The organism is Catellatospora methionotrophica, assembly GCF_011297335.1.
GTDB classification, from domain to species: Bacteria; Actinomycetota; Actinomycetes; order Mycobacteriales; family Micromonosporaceae; genus Catellatospora; species Catellatospora methionotrophica.
The window spans coordinates 13,568-33,202 of record NZ_JAAOTJ010000025.1 but is presented as its reverse complement, the minus strand read 5'-3'; the positions used below and the strand labels follow the sequence as shown (position 1 = coordinate 33,202).

The 19,635-nt window shown below is 70.5% G+C and carries 14 protein-coding genes; 4 read left to right on the top strand and 10 right to left on the bottom strand.

The genetic code is table 11. The features are described 5' to 3' along the window. Nucleotides 1–2 precede the first annotated feature (2 nt). From HAV40_RS33645 to asnB, 4 genes are all read right to left on the bottom strand, one after another. Nucleotides 3–590 (bottom strand): carboxymuconolactone decarboxylase family protein, encoded by a 588-nt coding sequence (locus HAV40_RS33645; protein WP_166388329.1) that lies wholly within the window; start codon nucleotides 588–590, stop codon nucleotides 3–5. Further along, nucleotides 577–1,032: a hypothetical protein gene (locus tag HAV40_RS33640; RefSeq protein WP_166388328.1), complete on the bottom strand. Its 456-nt coding sequence runs from the start codon at nucleotides 1,030–1,032 to the stop codon at nucleotides 577–579. The genes HAV40_RS33645 and HAV40_RS33640 overlap by 14 nt, the downstream gene beginning before the upstream one ends. A gap of 9 nt (nucleotides 1,033–1,041) precedes the next feature. After that, the gene (locus HAV40_RS33635; RefSeq protein WP_166388327.1) at nucleotides 1,042–1,527 is read right to left on the bottom strand and encodes a hypothetical protein; all 486 of its coding nucleotides are present in this window, start codon (nucleotides 1,525–1,527) and stop codon (nucleotides 1,042–1,044) included. Between the two features lie 118 nt (nucleotides 1,528–1,645). Next, nucleotides 1,646–3,655, bottom strand: coding sequence for an asparagine synthase (glutamine-hydrolyzing) (gene asnB, locus HAV40_RS33630; protein ID WP_166388326.1), 2,010 nt, complete (start codon nucleotides 3,653–3,655; stop codon nucleotides 1,646–1,648). Nucleotides 3,656–3,728: 73 nt separating this feature from the next. Here asnB and HAV40_RS33625 point away from each other — a divergent pair, with 73 nt between their 5' ends. Beyond that, entirely contained in the window at nucleotides 3,729–5,174 is a 1,446-nt protein-coding gene (locus tag HAV40_RS33625) for an aminopeptidase P family protein (RefSeq protein ID WP_166388325.1), read from the top strand. Nucleotides 5,175–5,267: 93 nt separating this feature from the next. Here HAV40_RS33625 and pulA read toward each other — a convergent pair whose 3' ends face one another. Then, the gene (gene pulA / locus HAV40_RS33620; protein WP_239085779.1) at nucleotides 5,268–11,015 is read right to left on the bottom strand and encodes a pullulanase-type alpha-1,6-glucosidase; all 5,748 of its coding nucleotides are present in this window, start codon (nucleotides 11,013–11,015) and stop codon (nucleotides 5,268–5,270) included. Nucleotides 11,016–11,261: 246 nt separating this feature from the next. On the opposite strand from pulA, the gene HAV40_RS33615 reads away from it, so the two are divergent. After that, nucleotides 11,262–11,423 carry a hypothetical protein gene (locus HAV40_RS33615; RefSeq protein WP_166388324.1) on the top strand — a complete coding sequence of 54 codons (162 nt, stop codon included), beginning with the start codon at nucleotides 11,262–11,264 and terminating at the stop codon, nucleotides 11,421–11,423. 73 nt (nucleotides 11,424–11,496) lie between these two features. On the opposite strand, the gene HAV40_RS33610 is transcribed toward HAV40_RS33615, so the two are convergent. The 3 genes from HAV40_RS33610 to HAV40_RS33600 all read right to left on the bottom strand — a co-directional run bounded on the left by HAV40_RS33610 (nucleotide 11,497) and on the right by HAV40_RS33600 (nucleotide 13,647). Beyond that, entirely contained in the window at nucleotides 11,497–12,501 is a 1,005-nt protein-coding gene (locus HAV40_RS33610; RefSeq protein ID WP_166388323.1) for a pirin family protein, read from the bottom strand. Nucleotides 12,502–12,574: 73 nt separating this feature from the next. Then, nucleotides 12,575–13,219: a LysE family translocator gene (locus tag HAV40_RS33605; protein ID WP_166388322.1), complete on the bottom strand. Its 645-nt coding sequence runs from the start codon at nucleotides 13,217–13,219 to the stop codon at nucleotides 12,575–12,577. 68 nt (nucleotides 13,220–13,287) lie between these two features. Then, on the bottom strand, nucleotides 13,288–13,647 hold the full coding sequence (locus HAV40_RS33600; protein WP_166388321.1) for a VOC family protein: 360 nt from the start codon (nucleotides 13,645–13,647) through the stop codon (nucleotides 13,288–13,290). 139 nt (nucleotides 13,648–13,786) lie between these two features. Between HAV40_RS33600 and acnA the strand changes: the two genes are divergently transcribed. Then, nucleotides 13,787–16,525, top strand: a complete 2,739-nt coding sequence (gene acnA, locus HAV40_RS33595; protein WP_166388320.1) for an aconitate hydratase AcnA — start codon at nucleotides 13,787–13,789, stop codon at nucleotides 16,523–16,525. Between the two features lie 189 nt (nucleotides 16,526–16,714). Continuing rightward, the gene (locus tag HAV40_RS33590; protein WP_166388319.1) at nucleotides 16,715–17,674 is read left to right on the top strand and encodes a pirin family protein; all 960 of its coding nucleotides are present in this window, start codon (nucleotides 16,715–16,717) and stop codon (nucleotides 17,672–17,674) included. Nucleotides 17,675–17,796: 122 nt separating this feature from the next. Here the strand turns inward: HAV40_RS33590 and HAV40_RS33585 are convergent, their stop codons facing one another. Together HAV40_RS33585 and HAV40_RS33580 are read right to left on the bottom strand one after the other, a co-directional pair. Further along, complete coding sequence (locus tag HAV40_RS33585) at nucleotides 17,797–18,723, bottom strand: serine protein kinase RIO (RefSeq protein WP_166388318.1); 927 nt, start codon at nucleotides 18,721–18,723, stop codon at nucleotides 17,797–17,799. Nucleotides 18,724–18,919: 196 nt separating this feature from the next. Then, nucleotides 18,920–19,588: an HAD family hydrolase gene (locus tag HAV40_RS33580; protein ID WP_155386834.1), complete on the bottom strand. Its 669-nt coding sequence runs from the start codon at nucleotides 19,586–19,588 to the stop codon at nucleotides 18,920–18,922. Between the last annotated feature and the right edge of the window lie 47 nt (nucleotides 19,589–19,635).

The following is a 19,635-nucleotide window of genomic DNA, read 5'->3' as shown; positions in this document are numbered from 1 at the left end:
GCTCAGCCGATCGCGTAACCGCGCTTGAGCAGCTGGTAGGCGTCGCCCTGGAAGCCCTTGTCGTCCGGGATCGCGAAGTCGACCGCGTCGGCGACCCGGTTGATGGTGCAGAAGATCGCGCAGATGTGCACGACGTCGCGTGCACCCTGCTCGGTGACGCCGGCCGCGTAGGCCGCCTCGACCAACTCGGGGCCGACGTCGCCGGGGCGCAGGGTCAGCGGCTCCAGCAGCGCCAGCGCCGCCCGCAGCGCGGGCCGCAGCGGTGCGGTGCGCCAGTCGGCCAGCACCGCGGCGGTCAGTTCGCGCCCGAGCGTCGCGTCGACGATCGCGCCGTGGCTGCCCTCGCAGAAGCGGCACTGGTTGAGGTGCGACACGAAGGTCGCCATCAGCTCCCGCTCGGCGATGCTCCACTCGGACGGGCCGCGCAGCACCTGGTGCACCCAGGCGCTGAACGGCTCGCCGAAGAACTCCCGGCGGTAGTGCAGGATCTTGAGGATGTCGGCGGGCGGGCGGCCGCTGGCGAGCCGGATCATCTTGAGTTTGACCCGGTCGCTGAAGCGCCAGGAACGGCTCAGGCTAGGCAGCCGCATGCCGCGCCACCTCCGCCCGCAGGCTGTCCGGCCGGGGCGCGGCCGGCTGGGGCGCGGCCGGCTGGGCGGGCACGACGACCGGGACCGTGGCCTCGTCGGCCGACCGGGTCCGCGCCCGCGTGATCGCGGCGAGCCCGGCGTCCAGCCGCCGCTGCCCGGCGCCCAGCGCCACGGCCACGGTCAGCTCGTACACCTGGTCCTCGGACCAGCCCACGGTCAGCAGGTCGCGGACCTGCTCGTCGGTGCTGCTCCAGGCGTGCTCGCGCATCGTGTCGACGTAGCCGCGCAGCTCGTGGGAGACCTCGTCGAGCTTGGCGTGGGCGACGACGTGGCGCACCCGCGACGGCGTCGAACCGGGGCCGTCGAGCACCGCGTGGCGCAGCACGGCGAAGAGGCCTTCGGGTGAGGTGTCGTCGTTGTCCGTGTCTGGTACGTGGGGCACTAAGGCACCTTAGGCCGCGGCGGCGTGATTCGCTAGATCCAACCAGCCCGGTGCGTCCCACGGCACACCGCCGGAACCCAGCGCGGCCTGCAGGTTCGGTAACGTCGGCGTGACCGGCAGTCCGATCACGACGTCATTCGGACCGTCGGCGCGGGGCCTGCCGTCCGGGTCGTCGCAGATCAGGATCGACACCGCCGGGCCGCACACCAGCAGCACCGCGCCACGGCCCAGAGCACGCAGCCGCCGGGCGGGCCGCAGCGGCGGGACCGGCCCGTGCCTGCGGACCACGTCGGCGCCGCTCAGCACGGTCAGGTCGGCGTCGCGGCCGAACTCCTCCGCCACCTCCCACAGCCAGGGCACCGCACTGTCGGGCAGGCCCGCGATGTCGGCGTGCAGCAGCCGAGGGGGGCCCGGCGCGCGCCAGAGCCCCCGGGCGGCGACCAGAGCATCTGGTCTGAGCAGGGACGAGACTTCCACCAGGACCGGCTGCGCCATCCCGCCTCCCCTGACGGTTCCACCGGTCGCGGCCTGCGGTGTCGCACCTGGACGGTGTGACAGTGCGGACGCGTGCGCGGCGTCTGTTGTCAGAGTCAGCATGTCACTACGGTGACGGTTAGGAAACCATGGAGCCGACGACGGGTTTCGTCAGCAGGGCGGACTCGTTGCGGCCGACGCCCGGATCGAGCGTGCGGGCCACGAAGATGGAGTGCCAGACGCAGAAGACGAGCACCGTCCAGATCTTGCGGGAGTTGTCCGCGCCCCCGGCCCGGTGCTCCTTGAGCAGGCCGTCGACATAGGACAGGTCGAGCAGGTCGTCGGCGCCGGAGGTGTGCAGGATCTCGCGGGCCCAGTCGTACATCTCGCCGGCCAGCCAGACCCGGGTCGGGGTCGGGAAGCCCAGCTTCGGCCGGTTCACGATGGCGGGCGGCACGACCTGTTCCAGGGCCCGGCGCATGGCGTACTTCGTCGCGTGGGAGCGCGGCGGCACCTTCAGCTCCAGCGGGATCTTCGACGCGACGGCGAAGACCTCGCGGTCCAGGAACGGCACCCGCAGTTCCAGCGAGTGCGCCATGGACATGCGGTCGGCCTTGACCAGCACGTCGCCGCGCAGCCAGGTGTGGATGTCGACGTACTGCATGGTGGCCACGTCGTCGAGGCCGTCGGCGGCCGCTTCGGCGTACAGCGGGGCGGTCACGTCGGTGAAGCGGGCGTCGAGCGACTCGCGGCGGCGCAGCAGGCGGCGGATCTCGGCGTCGTCGGTGAAGATGCGCGAGTTGCCGCTGAACCGCTCGGTCAGCGGGGTGGTGCCGCGCTCCAGGTAGCTCTTGCCGCGCATGCCGCGCGGGATCGCCTTGGAGATGGCGCGCAGGCCGCGCTGGAACGAGTGCGGCAGCCCGGTCAGCGGGGCCAGCGACAGCGGCTCGCGGTAGATGCCGTATCCGCCGAAGAACTCGTCCGCGCCCTCACCCGACAGCACCACGGTGACGTGCTTCGCGGCGGTCTGCGCGACGTGGTAGAGCGGGACCAGGGACGGGTCGGCGACCGGGTCGTCGAGGTGCCAGACGATGCGCGGCAGCGCCTCCATCATCTCCTTCGCGCCGATCTTGGTCGGGATCGTGGTGACGCCGAGGTGCCGGGCCGACTCCTGGGCCACGTCGATCTCGGAGTAGCCGGGCACGTCGAAGCCGACCGTGAAGGTCAGGATGTTCGGATTCCACTCGCGGGCCAGCGCGACCACAGCGGTGGAGTCGATGCCGCTGGACAGGAACGCGCCGACGGGCACGTCGGAGCGCATGTGCAGCCGTACGCTCTCGCGCAGCGTCTCGTGGATCTGGGCGAACAGCCGCTTCGGGTCGTCGACCGACAGCCGCGGGCGCAGCACCGGCCGGAACCAGCGGCGCTTGGTCAGCTGCCCGCCGGTGCGCTCGCCGACCGGGCCGGGCCGCCAGGTCAGGCACTCCCCCGAGCCGATGCGCTCGATGCCGTGGTGCAGCGTGTGCGGCTCCGGCACGTACTGGAAGGTCAGCAGGTGCGACAACTGCACGGGGTCGATGCCCGCGTTGCCCGCCGCGGCGCTGGGCGCGAACGGGAGCAGCGCCTTCTTCTCGCTGGCCAGGAACAGCCCGTCGACGGTCTGCAGGTAGTGCAGGGGCTTGATGCCGAACCCGTCGCGCGCCCCGAAGGCCAGCCGCTCGTGCCGGTCCCAGATCACGAAGGCGAACATGCCCCGCAGCCGGTCCAGGACCGCCTCTCCCCAGTAGTGGTATCCCGCCACGATGACCTCACCGTCACCCTGGGTGGCGAACTTCGCGCCGTGCTCGTCGATCAGCTCCTGGCGCAACTCCAGGTAGTTGTAGATCTCCCCGTTGAAGGTGAGCAGGTAGCGGGCCTCGGCCGAGTCGGCGCTGTCCGGGCCGGGCGGCGACCAGGGCAGCGGCTCCTTGGAGAACTCGACGTCGATGATCGCCAGCCGCTTGTGCGCGAAGATCGCGTCGGTGTCGACGACGTCCAGCCCGGTGTCGTCGGGACCCCGGTGGTGCAGCCGTTCCAGGGCCTCGCGAAGGGGGCCCGAGTACGCATCAACCGTGCCCTGACTACTGAAAAAGGCCAAAAGTCCACACACGTGGGCAATCATGCCAGCTAGCGGCGGGCGATAGGCTCGGAACACACGAAGACCATGCCCGGAGGACGGCAATATGACTGAAGAGAAGAAGGGCACCGAGTCGCACGACCCTGCGTACCCGGAGAAGTTCCTGCAGTTCATGCGCACCGGATGGAGCGACACCGAGCTCCCGGTGACCCTGCGGGCGGAGGCCCCGAACCATGCCAAGCGGCGCTCCGCGCTGTCGGCCGCGTTCCCCGGCGAGACGCTGGTGATCCCGTCCGGGCGCGAGATGGTGCGGGCCAACGACACCGACTTCCCGTACCGTCCGGGCAGCGACTTCGTCTACCTGACCGGGGAACACGACCCGGAGAGCGTGCTGGTCCTGCGGCCCAACGGCTCGGGCCACGACGCCGTGCTGTACGTGCGCCCGCGCTCGCCGCGCGACACCGACGAGTTCTTCAAGGACCGCCGCTACGGCGAGCTGTGGATCGGCCGCCGCCACACGCTGCGCGAGAAGTCCGCCGAGCTGGGCGTGGAGACCGCGCACCTCGACACGCTCGCCGACGTCCTCAACGACCTCGCGCCCGGCCGCACCCGGGTGCTGCGCGGCCTCGACCCGCACGTCGACGGCCTGGTCCGGGCGACCACCCCGGAGCGCGACCGCGAGCTGGCGTACACGATCTCCGAGATGAAGCTGGTCAAGGACGAGTGGGAGATCGCGCAGCTGCAGGACGCGATCGACGCGACCGTACGCGGCTTCGAGGACGTGGCCCGGATCATCCCGGCCGACCGCGCGATCTCCGAGCGCCTGATCGACGGCGTGTTCGGCCTGCGTGCCCGCCACGACGGCAACACCGTCGGGTACAGCTCGATCGTCGGCGCGGGCGGCAACGCCACCGTGCTGCACTGGATCCGCAACGACGGCCGGACGACCCCGGGCGAGCTGCTGCTGCTGGACATGGGCATCGAGAACCGCAACCTCTACACCGCCGACGTGACCCGTACGCTGCCGGTCAGCGGCACGTTCACGCCACTGCAGCGCCAGGTGTACGACATCGTGCACGCTTCGCAGCAGGCCGGCATGGACTTCATCAAGCCGGGCGTCAAGTTCGCCGACGTGCACACCACCTGCATGCGGGTGCTCGCCGAAGGGCTGCACGAGCTGGGCATCCTGCCGGTGAGCGTGGACGAGGCGATGTCTAAGGAGTCCACCATCTACCGCCGGTGGACCCTGCACGGCTTCGGCCACATGCTCGGCATCGACGTACACGACTGCGCGCACGCCCGGCACGAGACGTACAAGGACGGCGCGCTGGACGAGGGCTACGTGCTCACCGTCGAGCCGGGCCTGTACTTCCAGCCCGAGGACGAGCTGGTCCCCGCCGAGCTGCGCGGCGTCGGCATCCGCATCGAGGACGACGTGCTGGTCACCAAGGACGGCGCGGTCAACCTCTCGGCGGGCCTGCCCCGCACGTCGACCGAGGTCGAGACCTGGTTCGCCGCCCAGCGCGAGCAGGGCCCGCGACTGCCCGGCTGATCCACCCCACCAACCGGGCGCGCTGCCGCGTCGGGAAGGTAGGGATCGATGCAAGAGGGCGGGCGTCCCACGGGGACGCCCGCCCTTCCCGTGTCACTTCGTGACGAAGACCGCCACGGTACGGCCCGGAACGGTGAACCCGCCCGTGGACGCCGTGTACGCGGACTGCCGCACCAGCGGGTCGGCCGAGCCGGCGAGCACCGGGTGCAGGCCGAGCCGCGCGTTCTTGAGGGACGCGACGGTCTGCGTGGTGCTCGACGTGGTGGCGTTGAAGACCACCACGACCGTCCTGCCGTCCTTCCGGATCACCATCGTGATCACGCCCGGGGTCTCGGCGGCCCCGGACAGCGGGAACGACACCGCCTGCTGCACGTCGGCCTGCGTACGCAGGGAGAACAGCGGGCTGGACGCGCGGACCCGCAGCAGCTCGGCGAACCGGTCCCCGGCGAGGTTGATCGCCTCGCACGAGGGCACCATGGCCGGATCGGCCAGCAGGGGTTTCGCGTACGCCCACTTGCTCTCGTTGTCGGCCGCCGGGGGCAGGCCGAGCCCGAACCCGTTGCCGCTCGCGCAGTCCCAGCGGATGGCGTTGAACCAGTCGCCGGAGTTGTACGAGTTGCGGTCCAGCGACTTGCTGCGCAGCAGGTCAGAACCGGCGGTGACGAACCCGGTGCCCTGGCTGAGCACCACCGTCGACAGCGCCAGCACCTGCATCCGGGCCCGGTCCAGCGCCGGGGTGCTCGCGGGCAGCTTGTAGGCCAGCGCGTCGAACAGGATCTCGTTGTCGTGCGCGTCGACGTAGGTGACCGCCTCCGCCGGGGCCTTGGTGTACCCGGCCGGTGCGCCGTTGTAGTCCACCTCCGCGCCGCTGACCCTGTTGCCCGCCGAGTCGTTGAACGTGAACCCGGCCAGGTTGCCGGTCAGGCCGACCTTGATCTGGTCCTGCTGGTGCAGCAGCCGCGCCCGCTGCTGCTCGGCGGTGCCGTTGGCCGCGTCCCCGTTCGGGTCGGTGAACAGCCCCGACGCGAAGCCCTGGATCCGCGGGTTGTCGTCGAACGGCCCCCCGCCGCGTACGGCGTCACGCAGCCGGTCGTTGAACGTGGCGATGCCCGTGCCGGCCATGTTGGCCTGGGTGGCCTGCACGAACCGGGCGTCGTTGGCGACCTCGCCGAAGTTCCAGCCCTCGCCGTAGAGCAGGATCGCCCTGCCGTCGACGCCGTCCTCGGCCAGGGTCAGCTTGTCCAGCGCGGCCCGCACGTCGAGCAGGTTCTGCTTCGGGTGGTGTCCCATCAGGTCGAACCGGAACCCGTCCACCCGGTACGTCTTCGCCCAGGTGACCAGCGAGTCGACCACGAGCTTGCCCATCATGGCGTGCTCGGGGGCGGTGTTGGCGCAGCAGGTCGAGTTGGCCACCGTGCCGTCGTCGAGCAGCCGCTGGTAGTAGCCGGGCACGATCCGGTCGAGCACCGACTTCGGGTCGTCGCCCGCCGCCGAGGTGTGGTTGTAGACGACGTCGAGCACGACGCGCAGGCCGGACCGGTGGATGCCGTCCACCATGGACTGGAATTCGACGTTGCGGGCGCTGCCTTCGGGGTCGGTCGCGTAGCCGCCCTCGGGCACGGTGTAGTGCAGCGGGTCGTAGCCCCAGTTGTAGCCGTCGGTCGCGGCGGCCGCGCCGACGCACTCCTGCTGCCGCGCCGAGTCCCGGGGCAGCGACGCCAGGTCGCAGGCGGGCTGCTGCTGGTCGGCGCGCCGCTCCGGGATGGTCGCGAAGTCGAACACCGGCAGCAGGTGCAGGTGCGAGACCCCGGCGTCGGCCAGCGACCTGAGGTGCCGCATGCCTGCGGTCTGCGGGTCGGTGAACGCGGCGTACGTGCCCCGCCGGTCCTGCGGCACCGTCGGGTCCGCGACGGAGAAGTCGCGCACCGACAGCTCCTGGATCTGGGCCCGGCCCGTGTAGGACGGGGACTTCACCGCCGCGCCCGGCAGCTTGGCCAGGTCGACGAGCTGGCTGTGCGTCGAGTTCGCCGACAGCGCGACGGCGTACGGGTCGGTGACCGACGCGGTGACGACCTGCCCCTTGGCGGGCTGCCACACGGTGACCTGGAACCGGTAGTACTTACCGGTCCAGTCGGCGGACCCGTCGACCTTCCACACGCCGGTGGTGTCGTCGCGGACCATGGACACGGTCCGCGGGGTCGCCGACGGGCTGTCGAACAGCTCCAGTTTCACGTCCTTGGCGGTCGGGGCCCACAGCGCCAGGCTGGGCCTGCCCTTAGTGAACACCGGTCCGAGCACGGCCTTGGCCGCGGCGGAGTACACGTCGTCGAGCGCGCCCGGGATCTGCACCCCGGTCGCGGACAGCAGCCTGCCCTCGTGGTCGCTCTCGGTGACCACGAGCTGCCCACGCAGCGCGTTCCTGAGGCCCGCGACCGTGGAGTTCACGTCGAACGCCCCGTACGCCCACAGGTGCGGGAACCTCTGCCGCTGCGCCTCGGACAGGCCGCCCGACGCGGACAGCCGGATCTTCGTGAAGTCCCCGGCCAGCGCGCCGTCCACCACGGACAGGCCGCCGTTCGGGGCCACGACCAGGTCGTACACCTTGCCGTCAGGGTCGTGCTTGTTCCACGCGATGGTGCCCCGGTCGAGGAACTGGGCGGACGACGTGGTCAGGTCGATGTCCAGAGCCGCGCCCTTGACCGACGGCCGCAGGTAGGCCTGCCGGCCGGACAGGATCCAGGCCTCGTTGCCGAACGTCGCGAGGTTCAGCCGCTGGTCGCCCGGCAGGTCCTTCTCGTCGCCCTTGTGGATGATGTAGTTCACCCCGGTCGCGCCGTCGACCAGCGGGATCCGCCAGTACGCGCCGAACGCGTCGGTGCCGGTCGGCAGCATCGGGCTGCCCCACTCCACGGGGTTGGCGTTGCCGTCCCAGAGGTGCAGGCCCCAGCCGTCGTAGTTCCCGTCCGCGCGGCGCAGGTGCAGCACAGCGGTCTGCTCGGCGGCGGCCCGGGTCGGGTGCACGGTCGCGTCGCCGGGCGCGAGCCAGGCCTCGCCGACGCCCATGTCCATGGCGAGGTCGGCGTTCGGGTCCTTCTCGTCGCCCCGGTGCACGATGAAGTTCACCGGCTTGGTCGCGTCGCCGACGGGCACACTCCAGTGTGCGCCGAAAGCGTCCGTGCCGTCCGGCTGGCGCGGAGCGGACCAGTCGGTGCCCGCCCCGGAGGCCAGTCCGTCACCCCACAGGTGCAGGCCCCAGCCGCTGTAGTTCCCGTCGGTCCGGCGGTAGTGCATGTCGACCTTGCCGGTGGCCGCCGCGCGGGAGGGGTAGACGGTCGCGTCGCCCGATTTCAGCCAGATCTCGCCGACCCGGCTCGGGTCGACGCTGCGGTCCGCGTCGACGTCCTTGCCGCCGGAACCGTCGACGACGAGAAACCCGACGCTGGTCGCGCCCGGCTTGACCTTCACCCAGGCGAAACGCCCGTAGGAGTCCTCTCCGGCGAACGGCTGGCCCTGCGGCCACGGGTGCTCCATCGAGCCGTCGATGTCGCCCCAGGTGTAGAGGCCCCACGGGTCGTAGTCGCCGTCACCGCGCTGGTAGTGGACCAGCACGTACTCCCGCTGCGCGGCCTGTGCGGGCGAGGCGACGGTGATGGCGCTGGTCGTGGACGCGGTGCGGCCCGCGCTGTCGCGTACGACGGCCTTGTAGGTGACGGCCGTGCCACCGGCCAGGCCGGTCAGGTCGTGGGACACGGTGTGCTCGCCGACGGCGTTCGAGGTGCCGAGCAGCTTCCACGGGCCGGTGCCGACCCGCGCCGCGAAGGTGACCGTGGACAGCGGGTCGCCGGTGACCCGGGCGGTGACGGCGGTCCGGGTGGCGACCTTCGCGCCCGCATCCGGGGCGGTGATCGCGATCTGCGGGGCAGCGGCGCTCGGCAGGGCCCGGTCGGCGCGCAGCACGATGCTGGACAGCGCGGGGACCGTGATGGTCACCCTGCCGTCGGCGGCGGCCGTCGCGCCGTCGCCCGCGACCGGGTAGAGCTGCCCGAACGCGGCGTTCGCGGTCGCGGTGTCCACGGTGACGGTCTTCGGGCCGGTGCCGCTGTTCGACGCCACCAGGTACTCGACGCGCTGCGCCGGGTCGATGCGGGAGAACGCGAACACGCCGTCGCCCGCGTGCCGGGTCACCTGCACGCCGTCACGCAGAGCCGCATGTGCCTGGCGCAGCGCGCCCAGCCCGGCGATCGCGCGGTAGAGCGGGTGCGCGGTGTCGAACTGGTCTGAGGCGTGGGTGCGGTCGGTGCCGAGCAGGTCGTCGTCGAGGTAGTCGGCGACCTGGCTGGCGAACATGTCCTGCCGGGCGTCCTTGTCCCCGCCGTTGCCGGTGAAGCCCTGCTCGTCGCCGGAGTAGACGACCGGCTGGCCACGGGTCAGGAACATCAGCTCGTGCGCGAGCCGGTCGCGCTGCAGCGCCGTCGCGGTGTCGACACCGCTGTTGCTGATGAACGTGCCGATGCGGCCCATGTCGTGGTTGCCGAGGAACGTCGGCAGGGTGGACGCGTCGGTGCCGGGCGAGGTGTAGAGGCCGTCTGCGGCGTACAGGTCGGCCAGGCCCTGGCCCGAGCCGCCGGTGACGAAGCCCTGCGCGGCGGCCTGGAAGCCGAAGTCGAGGGTGGCCTGCAGGCGGCCCTGGCGCACGTAGCTCGACATGATGTTCGGGTCGGCCGAGTAGACCTCGCCGAACATGAAGAAGTCGGGCTTGCCCGCCTTGCGCGCGTTGATCGCGATGCCCTGGCTGAACTGCGGCCAGAACTCCATGTTCACGTGCTTGGCCGTGTCCAGGCGGAAGCCGTCGACGCCGGTGGAGGAGATCCAGTCCGAGTACACCTGGGTCATGCCGCGCACGACCTCGGGCCGCTCGGTCCACAGGTCGTCCAGGCCGAAGAAGTCGCCGTAGGTGCTGTTCTCGCCGGAGAACGTCGAGTCGCCCCGGTTGTGGTACATCGTCGGGTCGTTCAGCCACGCGGGCGTCTTCGCCTTCGCGTCGGCAGGGCTCTTGAACACCGGGGTGTACGGCATCGACGTGCGATCCGTCTTCGGGAACCCGTTCCTGCCGTCGGCGTGGTTCACGTCCTCGAACGCCCGCCCGGCCGCGTCGGTGTACGGGCTGGTCTTCTTGTCCACGTACGAGTACTGGTTCTCCTCGTACGCGATGACGTCGGCGGTGTGGTTCACGATGACGTCTAGGTAGATCTTGATGCCCCGCTGGTGCGCGAGCTTGACCAGCTTCTTCAGGTCGGCGTTGGTGCCGAAGTGCGGGTCGACCTGGGTGAAGTCGGTGATCCAGTAGCCGTGGTAACCGGCCGAGGCGTCCGCGCCCGTGCCCTGCACCGGCCGGTTCTGGAACACCGGCGCGAGCCAGATCGCGGTCGTGCCCAGGCCCTGCACGTAGTCCAGCTTGTCGATCAGGCCTGCCAGGTCGCCGCCGTGGTAGAAGCCCTTGTCGGTCTTGTCCAGGCCGGTCTTGAGCCGGTCGCCGGACAGCCCGCCCCTGTCGTTGCGGGGGTCGCCGTTGGCGAACCGGTCCGGCAGCACGAAGTAGAACTGCTCGGCCCTTCGCCGTGGCGTGCTCTTCTGCGCGAGCGCGGCCTCGGTGGGTTCGTCGGCCCAGTAGGTGTCACCAGCCTCGACCCACTGGGTGGGCCCGTCGCCGCTCATCGCGCGGACAACTACGAACGGGGCCGCCGCCAGCACCAGCGCCAGCAGTCCGATGAGCAGGGTGCGGGGGTTTCTCAACGCTTTGCGAAGTGCCGCGGGGCGCACGAGGGCGCGTAGGGCTGCCATGGGCCTTCTCCGGGAGGGGTGAAGTGTCGGGGGCGTCACACGAGCAACAGCCGCAACATACGGGCAACTGAAATGTTTCCGCAAGCCCTTGCAATCTTTGACGTGTAGACGGCATCCGCCTGAAAGATCACCCCGTCCGTGGTCCTCCGAAAGCTCGTCAACCCTTGTCACATGTCGGGTATTAGCTATCAAATGGTCCTAATCGGTCGCCACACCTCCGCGACCGCGCTACGGAAGGTGGATCCCATGGATGCCATCACCGAACTGCTGACCAGCATCAACGACCTGCTGGCCAGCCTGATCTCCATCGTGCTCGGCGGCGCCGCACCCGGACTGCCCATCGACCCGAGCCTCCCGCCGATCCCCGAACTCCCCATCCCGACGCCGCCCCTGCCCCCCGTCCCGTGAGGGCAGGCGGGCACGAGAAAGGGCGCCTTCCCACGCTTCACGCGGGGAAGGCGCCCTTGTGGACTGCCTGAGGTCAGAGGACGTCGTGGCCGGGGTGGTCGGCGTTGCCGACGTCGACCCGGCGGGGCGTGCTCGGGATGACGCCGAGCTTGCCCGCCTGGTAGTCCTCGAACGCCTGGACCAGCTCGGCCTTGGTGTTCATCACGAACGGCCCGTACGCCATCACCGGCTCGCGGATCGGCTGGCCGCCGAGAATGAGCACATCCATCCCGGCCGCGTTGCGGCTGTCCTGCGACGCGTCGGCCTCGATGGTGATCACGTCACCGGCCCCGAACACGGCCAGGTCGCCCAGCTTCGCCGGACGCCGGTCGGTGCCGACCGAACCGGACCCGGCCAGCGTGTAGACCAGCGCGTTGAAGTCCGGCCGCCACGGCAGCCGCAGCTGCGCCCCCGGCGCGAGCGTGGCGTGCACCAGCGCGATCGGCGTGTGCGTGACACCCGGCCCCGCGTGCCCGGCCACGTCACCGGCGATGACGCGCAGCAGCACACCGCCGTCGGGCGAGCTGAGCAGCGACACCTGACCGGCCCGGATGTCCTGGTAACGCGGCGCGGACATCTTCATCTTGGCGGGCAGGTTGACCCACAGCTGGAAGCCGTGGAACAGGCCGCCCGACATGACCAGCTCCTCCGGCGGGGCCTCGATGTGCAGCAGGCCGCTGCCGGCGGTCATCCACTGCGTGTCGCCGTCGGAGATCAGGCCGCCGCCGCCGTGCGAGTCCTGGTGCCGGAAGATGCCGTCGAGCAGGTAGGTGACCGTCTCGAAGCCCCGGTGCGGGTGCCACGGGGTCCCCTTCGGCTCACCCGGCGCGTAGTCGACCTCGCCCATCTGGTCCATGTGGATGAACGGGTCCAGGGTCTTCAGGTCCACCCCCGCGAACGCGCGGCGGACCGGGAAACCCTCCCCCTCGAACCCGGACGGCGCGGCGGTCACCGACGTGACCTTCCGCTCCACCGCGGCCTGGGCCGGCACGGGCACCCGGGGCAGCACCAACAGGTCATCGACGGTAACGGCAGGCATGACGCCCTCCTCTGTACTAGCTTAGTTCCCCTGACAATAGTTGAACAGTCAACGATCGTCCAAACATTCCCGGTCAGGCGGGCGTCGGGCGGGCGTGGTCGGTGGCCATGCGGACGGCGAGCGCGCCGAGCACCGTGCCCATCAGGTAGCGCTGGACGCGCAGCCATACCGGACGCCCGGACAGGAACCCGGCGATCGTGCCCGCCGCCAGGGCGATCAGGCCGTTGACCGTGACCGCGACGACGATCTGCACCGCGCCGAGCAGGAAGCCCTGTGCCAGCACGTTACCGGCCTCCGGCTCGATGAACTGGGGGATCAGGGAGAGGTACATGATGGCGATCTTGGGGTTGAGCAGGTTGGTGACCAGGCCCATGGTGAACAGGCGGCGGTTCGAGTCGGGCGGCAGGGCGGTGGGCTCGAACACCGATACGCCGCCGGGTCGCAGGGTCTTGAAAGCCAGCCAGCCGAGGTATGCGGCACCGGCGAGCTTGACCGCGAGGTAGAGCGACGGCACCGCCACGAACAGCGCGGACAGCCCGAGGTTCGTGGCCGTCAGGTAGACCAGGAAGCCGACCGCGACGCCGCCCAGCGAGACCAGCCCCGCCCGGCGGCCCTGGGTGATGCTGCGTGACACGAGATACATCATGTTGGGCCCCGGGGTGAGCACCATGGCCAGCGCCACCGCGAACACCCCGAGGACCGCGCCCGTAGAGATCATGATCGGATCGTGCCACCGCCCGCTCCGCTGGTGGAGCACCAATTCGCAGCCGGTGGCCCTCCGGCCGCCTACTGCTCGACGAGCACGAATTCGAGGCGGTTGGCGTGGGGGTCCTCGGTGTGGAAGCGGCGGACGCCGGGGACCTCGTCGTTGCCCCAGGTCACCGGGTATCCGGCGGCCTCGATGCGGGCCGCCAGGGCGTCGAGGTCGGGGCGCAGCAGGGCTGGGTGGGCCTTGCGGGCGGGGCGGAAGTCGTCCTCGACACCGAGGTGCAACTCGCTGCCGAACTCGTCGTGGAACCAGCAGCCGCCGCGGACCGCGAGCGCCGGGGGTTTGGGTTTCTCGGTCATGCCGAGGACGCCGACGTAGAAGCCGCGCAGCACGTCCTCGCTGCCCCGGGGGCAGGCGACCTGTACGTGGTGAATCACATCCCGGAGTCTGGCACGGACTTGCGCACTAAACAAGACGGACGTACGGTTTGGGTGGCGGCATCGCGGCCGGTAAGCATTGCCTTACCTGCTGACGTGCCAGCCCCTGCGAAAGACTCAGGTGGAAACAAGACCCGCTGTGAAGGAGTACGACGTGGCGAGCCTCGACACGTTCGGTGCCAAGAGTGAGCTGCGCGTCGGTGACGCCGGCTACGAGATCTTCCAGATCACCAAGGTGGAGGGCCACGAGCGGCTGCCCTTCAGCTTGAAGATCCTGCTGGAGAACCTGCTCCGCACCGAAGACGGCGCCAACATCACCGCCGATCACATCCGCGCGCTGGGTGGTTGGGACCCCACCGCCGAGCCCAGCGTGGAGATCCAGTTCACGCCCGCCCGCGTCCTCATGCAGGACTTCACCGGCGTGCCCTGCGTCGTCGACCTGGCCACCATGCGCGAGGCCGTCCGCGACCTGGGCGGCGACGCCTCCAAGGTCAACCCGCTGGCGCCGGCCGAGCTGGTCATCGACCACTCGGTCATCGCCGACGTGTTCGGCCGCCAGGACGCCTTCGAGCGCAACGTCGAGATCGAGTACGGCCGCAACCAGGAGCGCTACCAGTTCCTGCGCTGGGGTCAGACCGCGTTCAACGAGTTCAAGGTCGTGCCGCCGGGCACCGGCATCGTGCACCAGGTGAACATCGAGCACCTGGCCCGCGTGATCATGCCGCGCAACGGCCAGGCCTACCCGGACACCGTGGTCGGCACCGACTCGCACACCACGATGGTCAACGGCCTGGGCGTGCTGGGCTGGGGCGTCGGCGGCATCGAGGCCGAGGCCGCGATGCTGGGCCAGCCGGTCAGCATGCTGATCCCCAAGGTCGTCGGCTTCAAGCTGTTCGGCGAGCTGCCGTCGGGCACCACCGCCACCGACCTGGTGCTCACCATCACCCAGCAGCTGCGCAAGCACGGCGTGGTCGGCAAGTTCGTCGAGTTCTACGGCCCCGGCGTCACCGCGGTGCCGCTGGCCAACCGGGCCACCATCGGCAACATGAGCCCCGAGTTCGGCTCCACCTGCGCGATCTTCCCGATCGACGCGGAGACGATCGCCTACCTGGAGCTGACCGGCCGCTCGGCCGAGCAGATCGCCCTGGTCGAGGCGTACGCCAAGGAGCAGGGCCTGTGGCACGACCCGTCGGTCGAGCCGTCCTACTCCGAGTACCTGGAGCTGGACCTGGCGACCGTCGTGCCGAGCATCGCCGGCCCGAAGCGCCCGCAGGACCGCGTCGAGCTGACCAACGCCAAGACCGCGTTCCGCTCGGTGCTGCCGGACTACGTCACCGACGAGGACGACGACGAGGCGGGCAAGGAGAGCTTCCCCGCATCGGACTCCCCTGCGCAGAGCCTCGCGCGGGCCAGCAGCCCGACGCCGGTGACCGCGGCCGACGGCACGACGTACCAGCTCGACCACGGCGCGGTCGTGATCGCCTCGATCACCTCCTGCACCAACACGTCGAACCCGCAGGTCATGCTGGGTGCGGCGCTGCTGGCCAAGAAGGCCGTCGAGCGGGGCCTGCGCGCCAAGCCGTGGGTGAAGACCACGCTGGCGCCCGGTTCCAAGGTCGTCATGGACTATTACCACAAGGCCGACCTCGTGCCGTACCTGGAGAAGCTCGGCTTCCACCTGGTCGGCTACGGCTGCGTGACCTGCATCGGCAACTCCGGCCCGCTGCCGGAGGAGGTCAGCGCCGCGGTCAACGCGTCCGACCTCGCGGTGGTGTCGGTGCTGTCCGGCAACCGCAACTTCGAGGGCCGGATCAACCCCGACGTCAAGATGAACTACCTGGCGTCCCCGCCACTGGTGGTGGCGTACGCCATCGCCGGCACCATGGACATCGACCTGTCCAGCGACCCGCTCGGCGTCGACGCCGACGGGCAGCCGGTGTACCTGCGCGACATCTGGCCGACCCCGGCCGAGGTGCAGGACACCATCAACAAGTCCATCTCGGCGGAGATGTTCACCAAGGACTACGCCGACGTGTTCGCGGGCGACGAGCGCTGGCAGGGCCTGCCGACGCCGACCGGTGACACGTTCGCCTGGGCCGGTGACTCGACCTACGTGCGCAAGCCCCCCTACTTCGAGGGCATGGCGGCGCAGCCGGGGCCGGTCGGCGACATCGCGGGCGCGAAGGTGCTGGCGAAGCTGGGCGACTCGGTCACCACCGACCACATCTCCCCCGCCGGCTCCATCAAGGCGGACTCCCCGGCGGGCACGTACCTGGCCGAGCACGGGGTGGACCGCAAGGACTTCAACTCGTACGGGTCGCGCCGCGGCAACCACGAGGTGATGATCCGGGGCACGTTCGCCAACATCCGGCTGCGCAACCAGATCGCACCCGGCACCGAGGGCGGCTTCACCCGTGACTTCACCGTCGCGGACGCCCCGGTCGCCACGATCTACGACGCCAGCCAGAACTACCAGGCCGCCGGCATCCCGCTGGTCATCCTGGCGGGCAAGGAGTACGGCTCCGGCTCGTCGCGGGACTGGGCCGCCAAGGGCACCGCGCTGCTGGGCGTCAAGGCCGTCATCGCCGAGTCGTACGAGCGCATCCACCGCTCGAACCTCATCGGCATGGGCGTGCTCCCGCTGCAGTACCCGGCCGGGCAGACCGCCGACTCGCTCGGCCTGACCGGCACCGAGACCTTCACCTTCACCGGCGTGGAGGCCCTGAACACGGGCACCACCCCGAAGACGGTCAAGGTCACCACCGACACGGGTGTCAGCTTCGACGCGGTCGTCCGCATCGACACCCCCGGCGAGGCGGACTACTACCGCCACGGCGGCATCCTCCACTACGTCCTGCGCCGCATGCTCGCGAGCTGACCGGCCCGTAGCCAGGAAGGAAGGGCACCTTCCCCACGCGTTCTGCGTGGGGAAGGCGCCCTTCCTTCGCTCTGGGCGCGGGGCCGGGGCATGATCGCCGGTTCGTGTCGAAACCTGTGGTCTGACCCGGGGAAGTGACACGAAACGGCGATCTTGGATGGGGCGGAGCGGCGGGGCTAGGGTAGTTGCATGAGCAACGTCGAGGCTGCGCCGGTGGAGACTGCTTGCGGGGGCGAGGCGGCGCCGGAGGGGCCGACGCATGAGCTGATGCCGGGGCGCGAGGTGGTGCTCGGTGGGCCGCGCGGGATGGTGGTCAGCCGGACGTTGCCGCACAAGGATCGGCGCATGGTCGGGGCGTGGTGTTTCGTCGACCAGTACGGGCCCGCTGAGCACGACATGCGCGTAGCGCCGCATCCGCACACCGGGCTGCAGACGGTCACCTGGCTGGTCGAGGGTGAGGTGCTGCACCGCGACAGCGTCGGCAGCAGGGCGCTGGTGCGGCCGGGTCAGCTCAACCTGATGACGGCTGGGCACGGCATCTCGCACTCTGAGGAGTCGCCCGTGCCGCGCACCACGCCGCTGCACGGTGTGCAGTTGTGGGTGGCCCTGCCGGAGGCGGCTCGTGCGGTCGCCCCGGCCTTCGAGCACCACCCTGACCTGCCTGTCGTCGCGCTGGACGGGGCCGTCGTGACAGTGATCATGGGTGAGCTGCTGGGCGCGGTGTCGCCCGCGACGGCGTACACCCCGCTGGTCGGCGCGGAAGCCGCACTGACCGCGCACACGGCGATCACACTGCCGCTGCGCCCCGATTTCGAGTACGCGGCGCTGGTGCTGGACGGCACCGCCCACGTCGACGGCGTACCGCTGGAGCCCGGCACCCTGCTCTACCTCGGCCGCGAGCGGACCTCGCTCGATGTGGCGGCGGACGACCCGGCGCGGGTGCTGCTGCTCGGCGGGGAGCCGTTCGCTGAGGAGATCGTGATGTGGTGGAACTTCGTCGGGCGCAGCCATGACGACGTCGCCGCCGCCCGCGAGCAGTGGATGGCGGCGGACCCCCGCTTCGGCCAGGTGACCGGCTACAACGGCCCCCCGCTACCCGCCCCCGTACTCCCCAACGCCCAGCTCAAGCCCCGAGGCCGCGTCCGCTGACCCCGCCCCGGCCAGCGCGGGCGGCCCAGCCACGACAGACGATGATCGCTGTTTCCGGTCAGAAAGTGCGGTCTAACCACAGCTTCTGACCGGAAACAGCGATCATCGCCCCGCCGCGCGGGTCAGGTGCGCATGCCTGCTTCGGCGAGGAGTTCGGCCGTGATGGCCGCCTCGTCGAGGCCGGTCAGGCCGCGGGCGGTGAACCAGGTCGCCACGTTGTGCACGTCGCGGGCCAGGAACCGTTTGCCCTGCGGGTTGGCCACCACGTCCACGATCTGCGGCAGATCGATGATGACCAGCCGCCCCTCGTGCACGAGGATGTTGTACGGCGACAGGTCGCCGTGCGCGAACCCGGCCCTGGCCAGTACGGTCAGGCCGAGCATGAGCTGCGCCCACAGGTCGGCCAGGCCGTTCTCGTCGGTGCGGACCTGGGCGAGCCGGGGCGCGGCGGTGCCGTCGGGCGCGCCGATGAACTCCTGCAGCACCTCGGTGCCCAGGATCTGCACCGGGTACGGGGTGAACGGCGCGACGTCGAGCTGCCGCGCGATCTCCCACAGCCGGGCCAGCGCGCCGAACTCGGCCGCCGCCCACTGCCCGGCGATGGCCTCCTTGCCGAACGCGCTGCGGTTGGCCATGGCCCGGTTGACCCGGGACTCCTTGTCGCGGCGGCCTTCGAGGTAGCCGGAGTCGCGGTGGAACATGCGGTGGTCGTGGCTGCGGTAGCGCTTGGCCGCCAGCAGGCAGCCCCGGTCGGTGCCGGGCACGTGGCGGTGCAGCAGGAAGACGTCGGCCTCCTTGCCGGTCTTCAGGACCCCGCGTTCCACGTCGACCGCGGCCAGCTCGGTGACGAGCCAGTCGGGGTGCGGCAACGGCCCGCGCTCGGTGGGCGTCGACAGGTCCCAGGTGGACCAGCGATCACCGAATTCGGGCTTGTCGGGGGTCTCGTCCCACTCGACGTCCTCGGCGTGCGACTTCTCGAAGGTCAGTTCGTCGTCGAAGCGGTTCCGGCGGTTGACGCGGCCGGCGCGCGGAAAGTCGTGCTCTCGCACTGGAAAAGCTCCTCGGTCGGAGAGAAGAAGAAAGAGGCGGAAAGTGCGCAGCGCACAGCGACGGCAACCATTCGGCTCAACCCCCTTCTCTCTCGACCCGGATCAGTTTCCGGGATCTCGCACAACGCGGACGAGTCTTCCGCCACCTCCCCGCACCTGTCAACCGATTTTCCGGAGCGACCCGCGTCACACCGGGTCAGCGGGCCATCCGGTGGGGCGGGTCGGCGGCGAGGACCGCGGCCACGGCCTGGATCGCGCCCTCGGCGATGCGGGTCGGGCCGAAGCGGCGCTCGGTCCACTGGCGGCCGCGGTGGATCCATACGCTGGGGATGCCGATGGTGGTCGCGCCGCCGATGTCGGCTTCGGGGCTGTCGCCGATCAGCCAGGCGCCGCGCAGCCGCATCCGGGCCCGCTCCGCGGCGATCTCGAAGATGCGCGGGTTGGGCTTGCGGCAGTCGACCTCCTGCGAGACGACCCAGTCGGCCACGAACCGGTCCAGTCCGGTACGCCGGATCTTGGCTTCCTGCTGGCGGGTCTCACCGTTGGTGACTATCACCGGGACCCAGCCCGCCTCGGCGGCGATCCGCAGCGCGGCCCCGACCATCGGGTCCAGCCGGGTGGCCTCGATCTGCCCCTCGTGCAACTCCTCGACCAGGTCGATCACGGAGTTGCGCAGTCGATACCGGTCACGGATCGCGTCGGCCAGGTCCCAGCGCGAGGTCAGGCCGTCCGCGTCGGCGTCCACCAACCAGTCGATGTCGTACGGCGGGGCGCTGATCTCGGACAGGAACCGAGTACCCCACATCCGGAAGGCGCCCTCGCGGTCGACCAGTGTGTTGTCGAGGTCCAACAGCAACAGAGGCACGCGGGCACCTTACGTGACTCAGGACACGCTGGTGAAGCCCCCCTTTG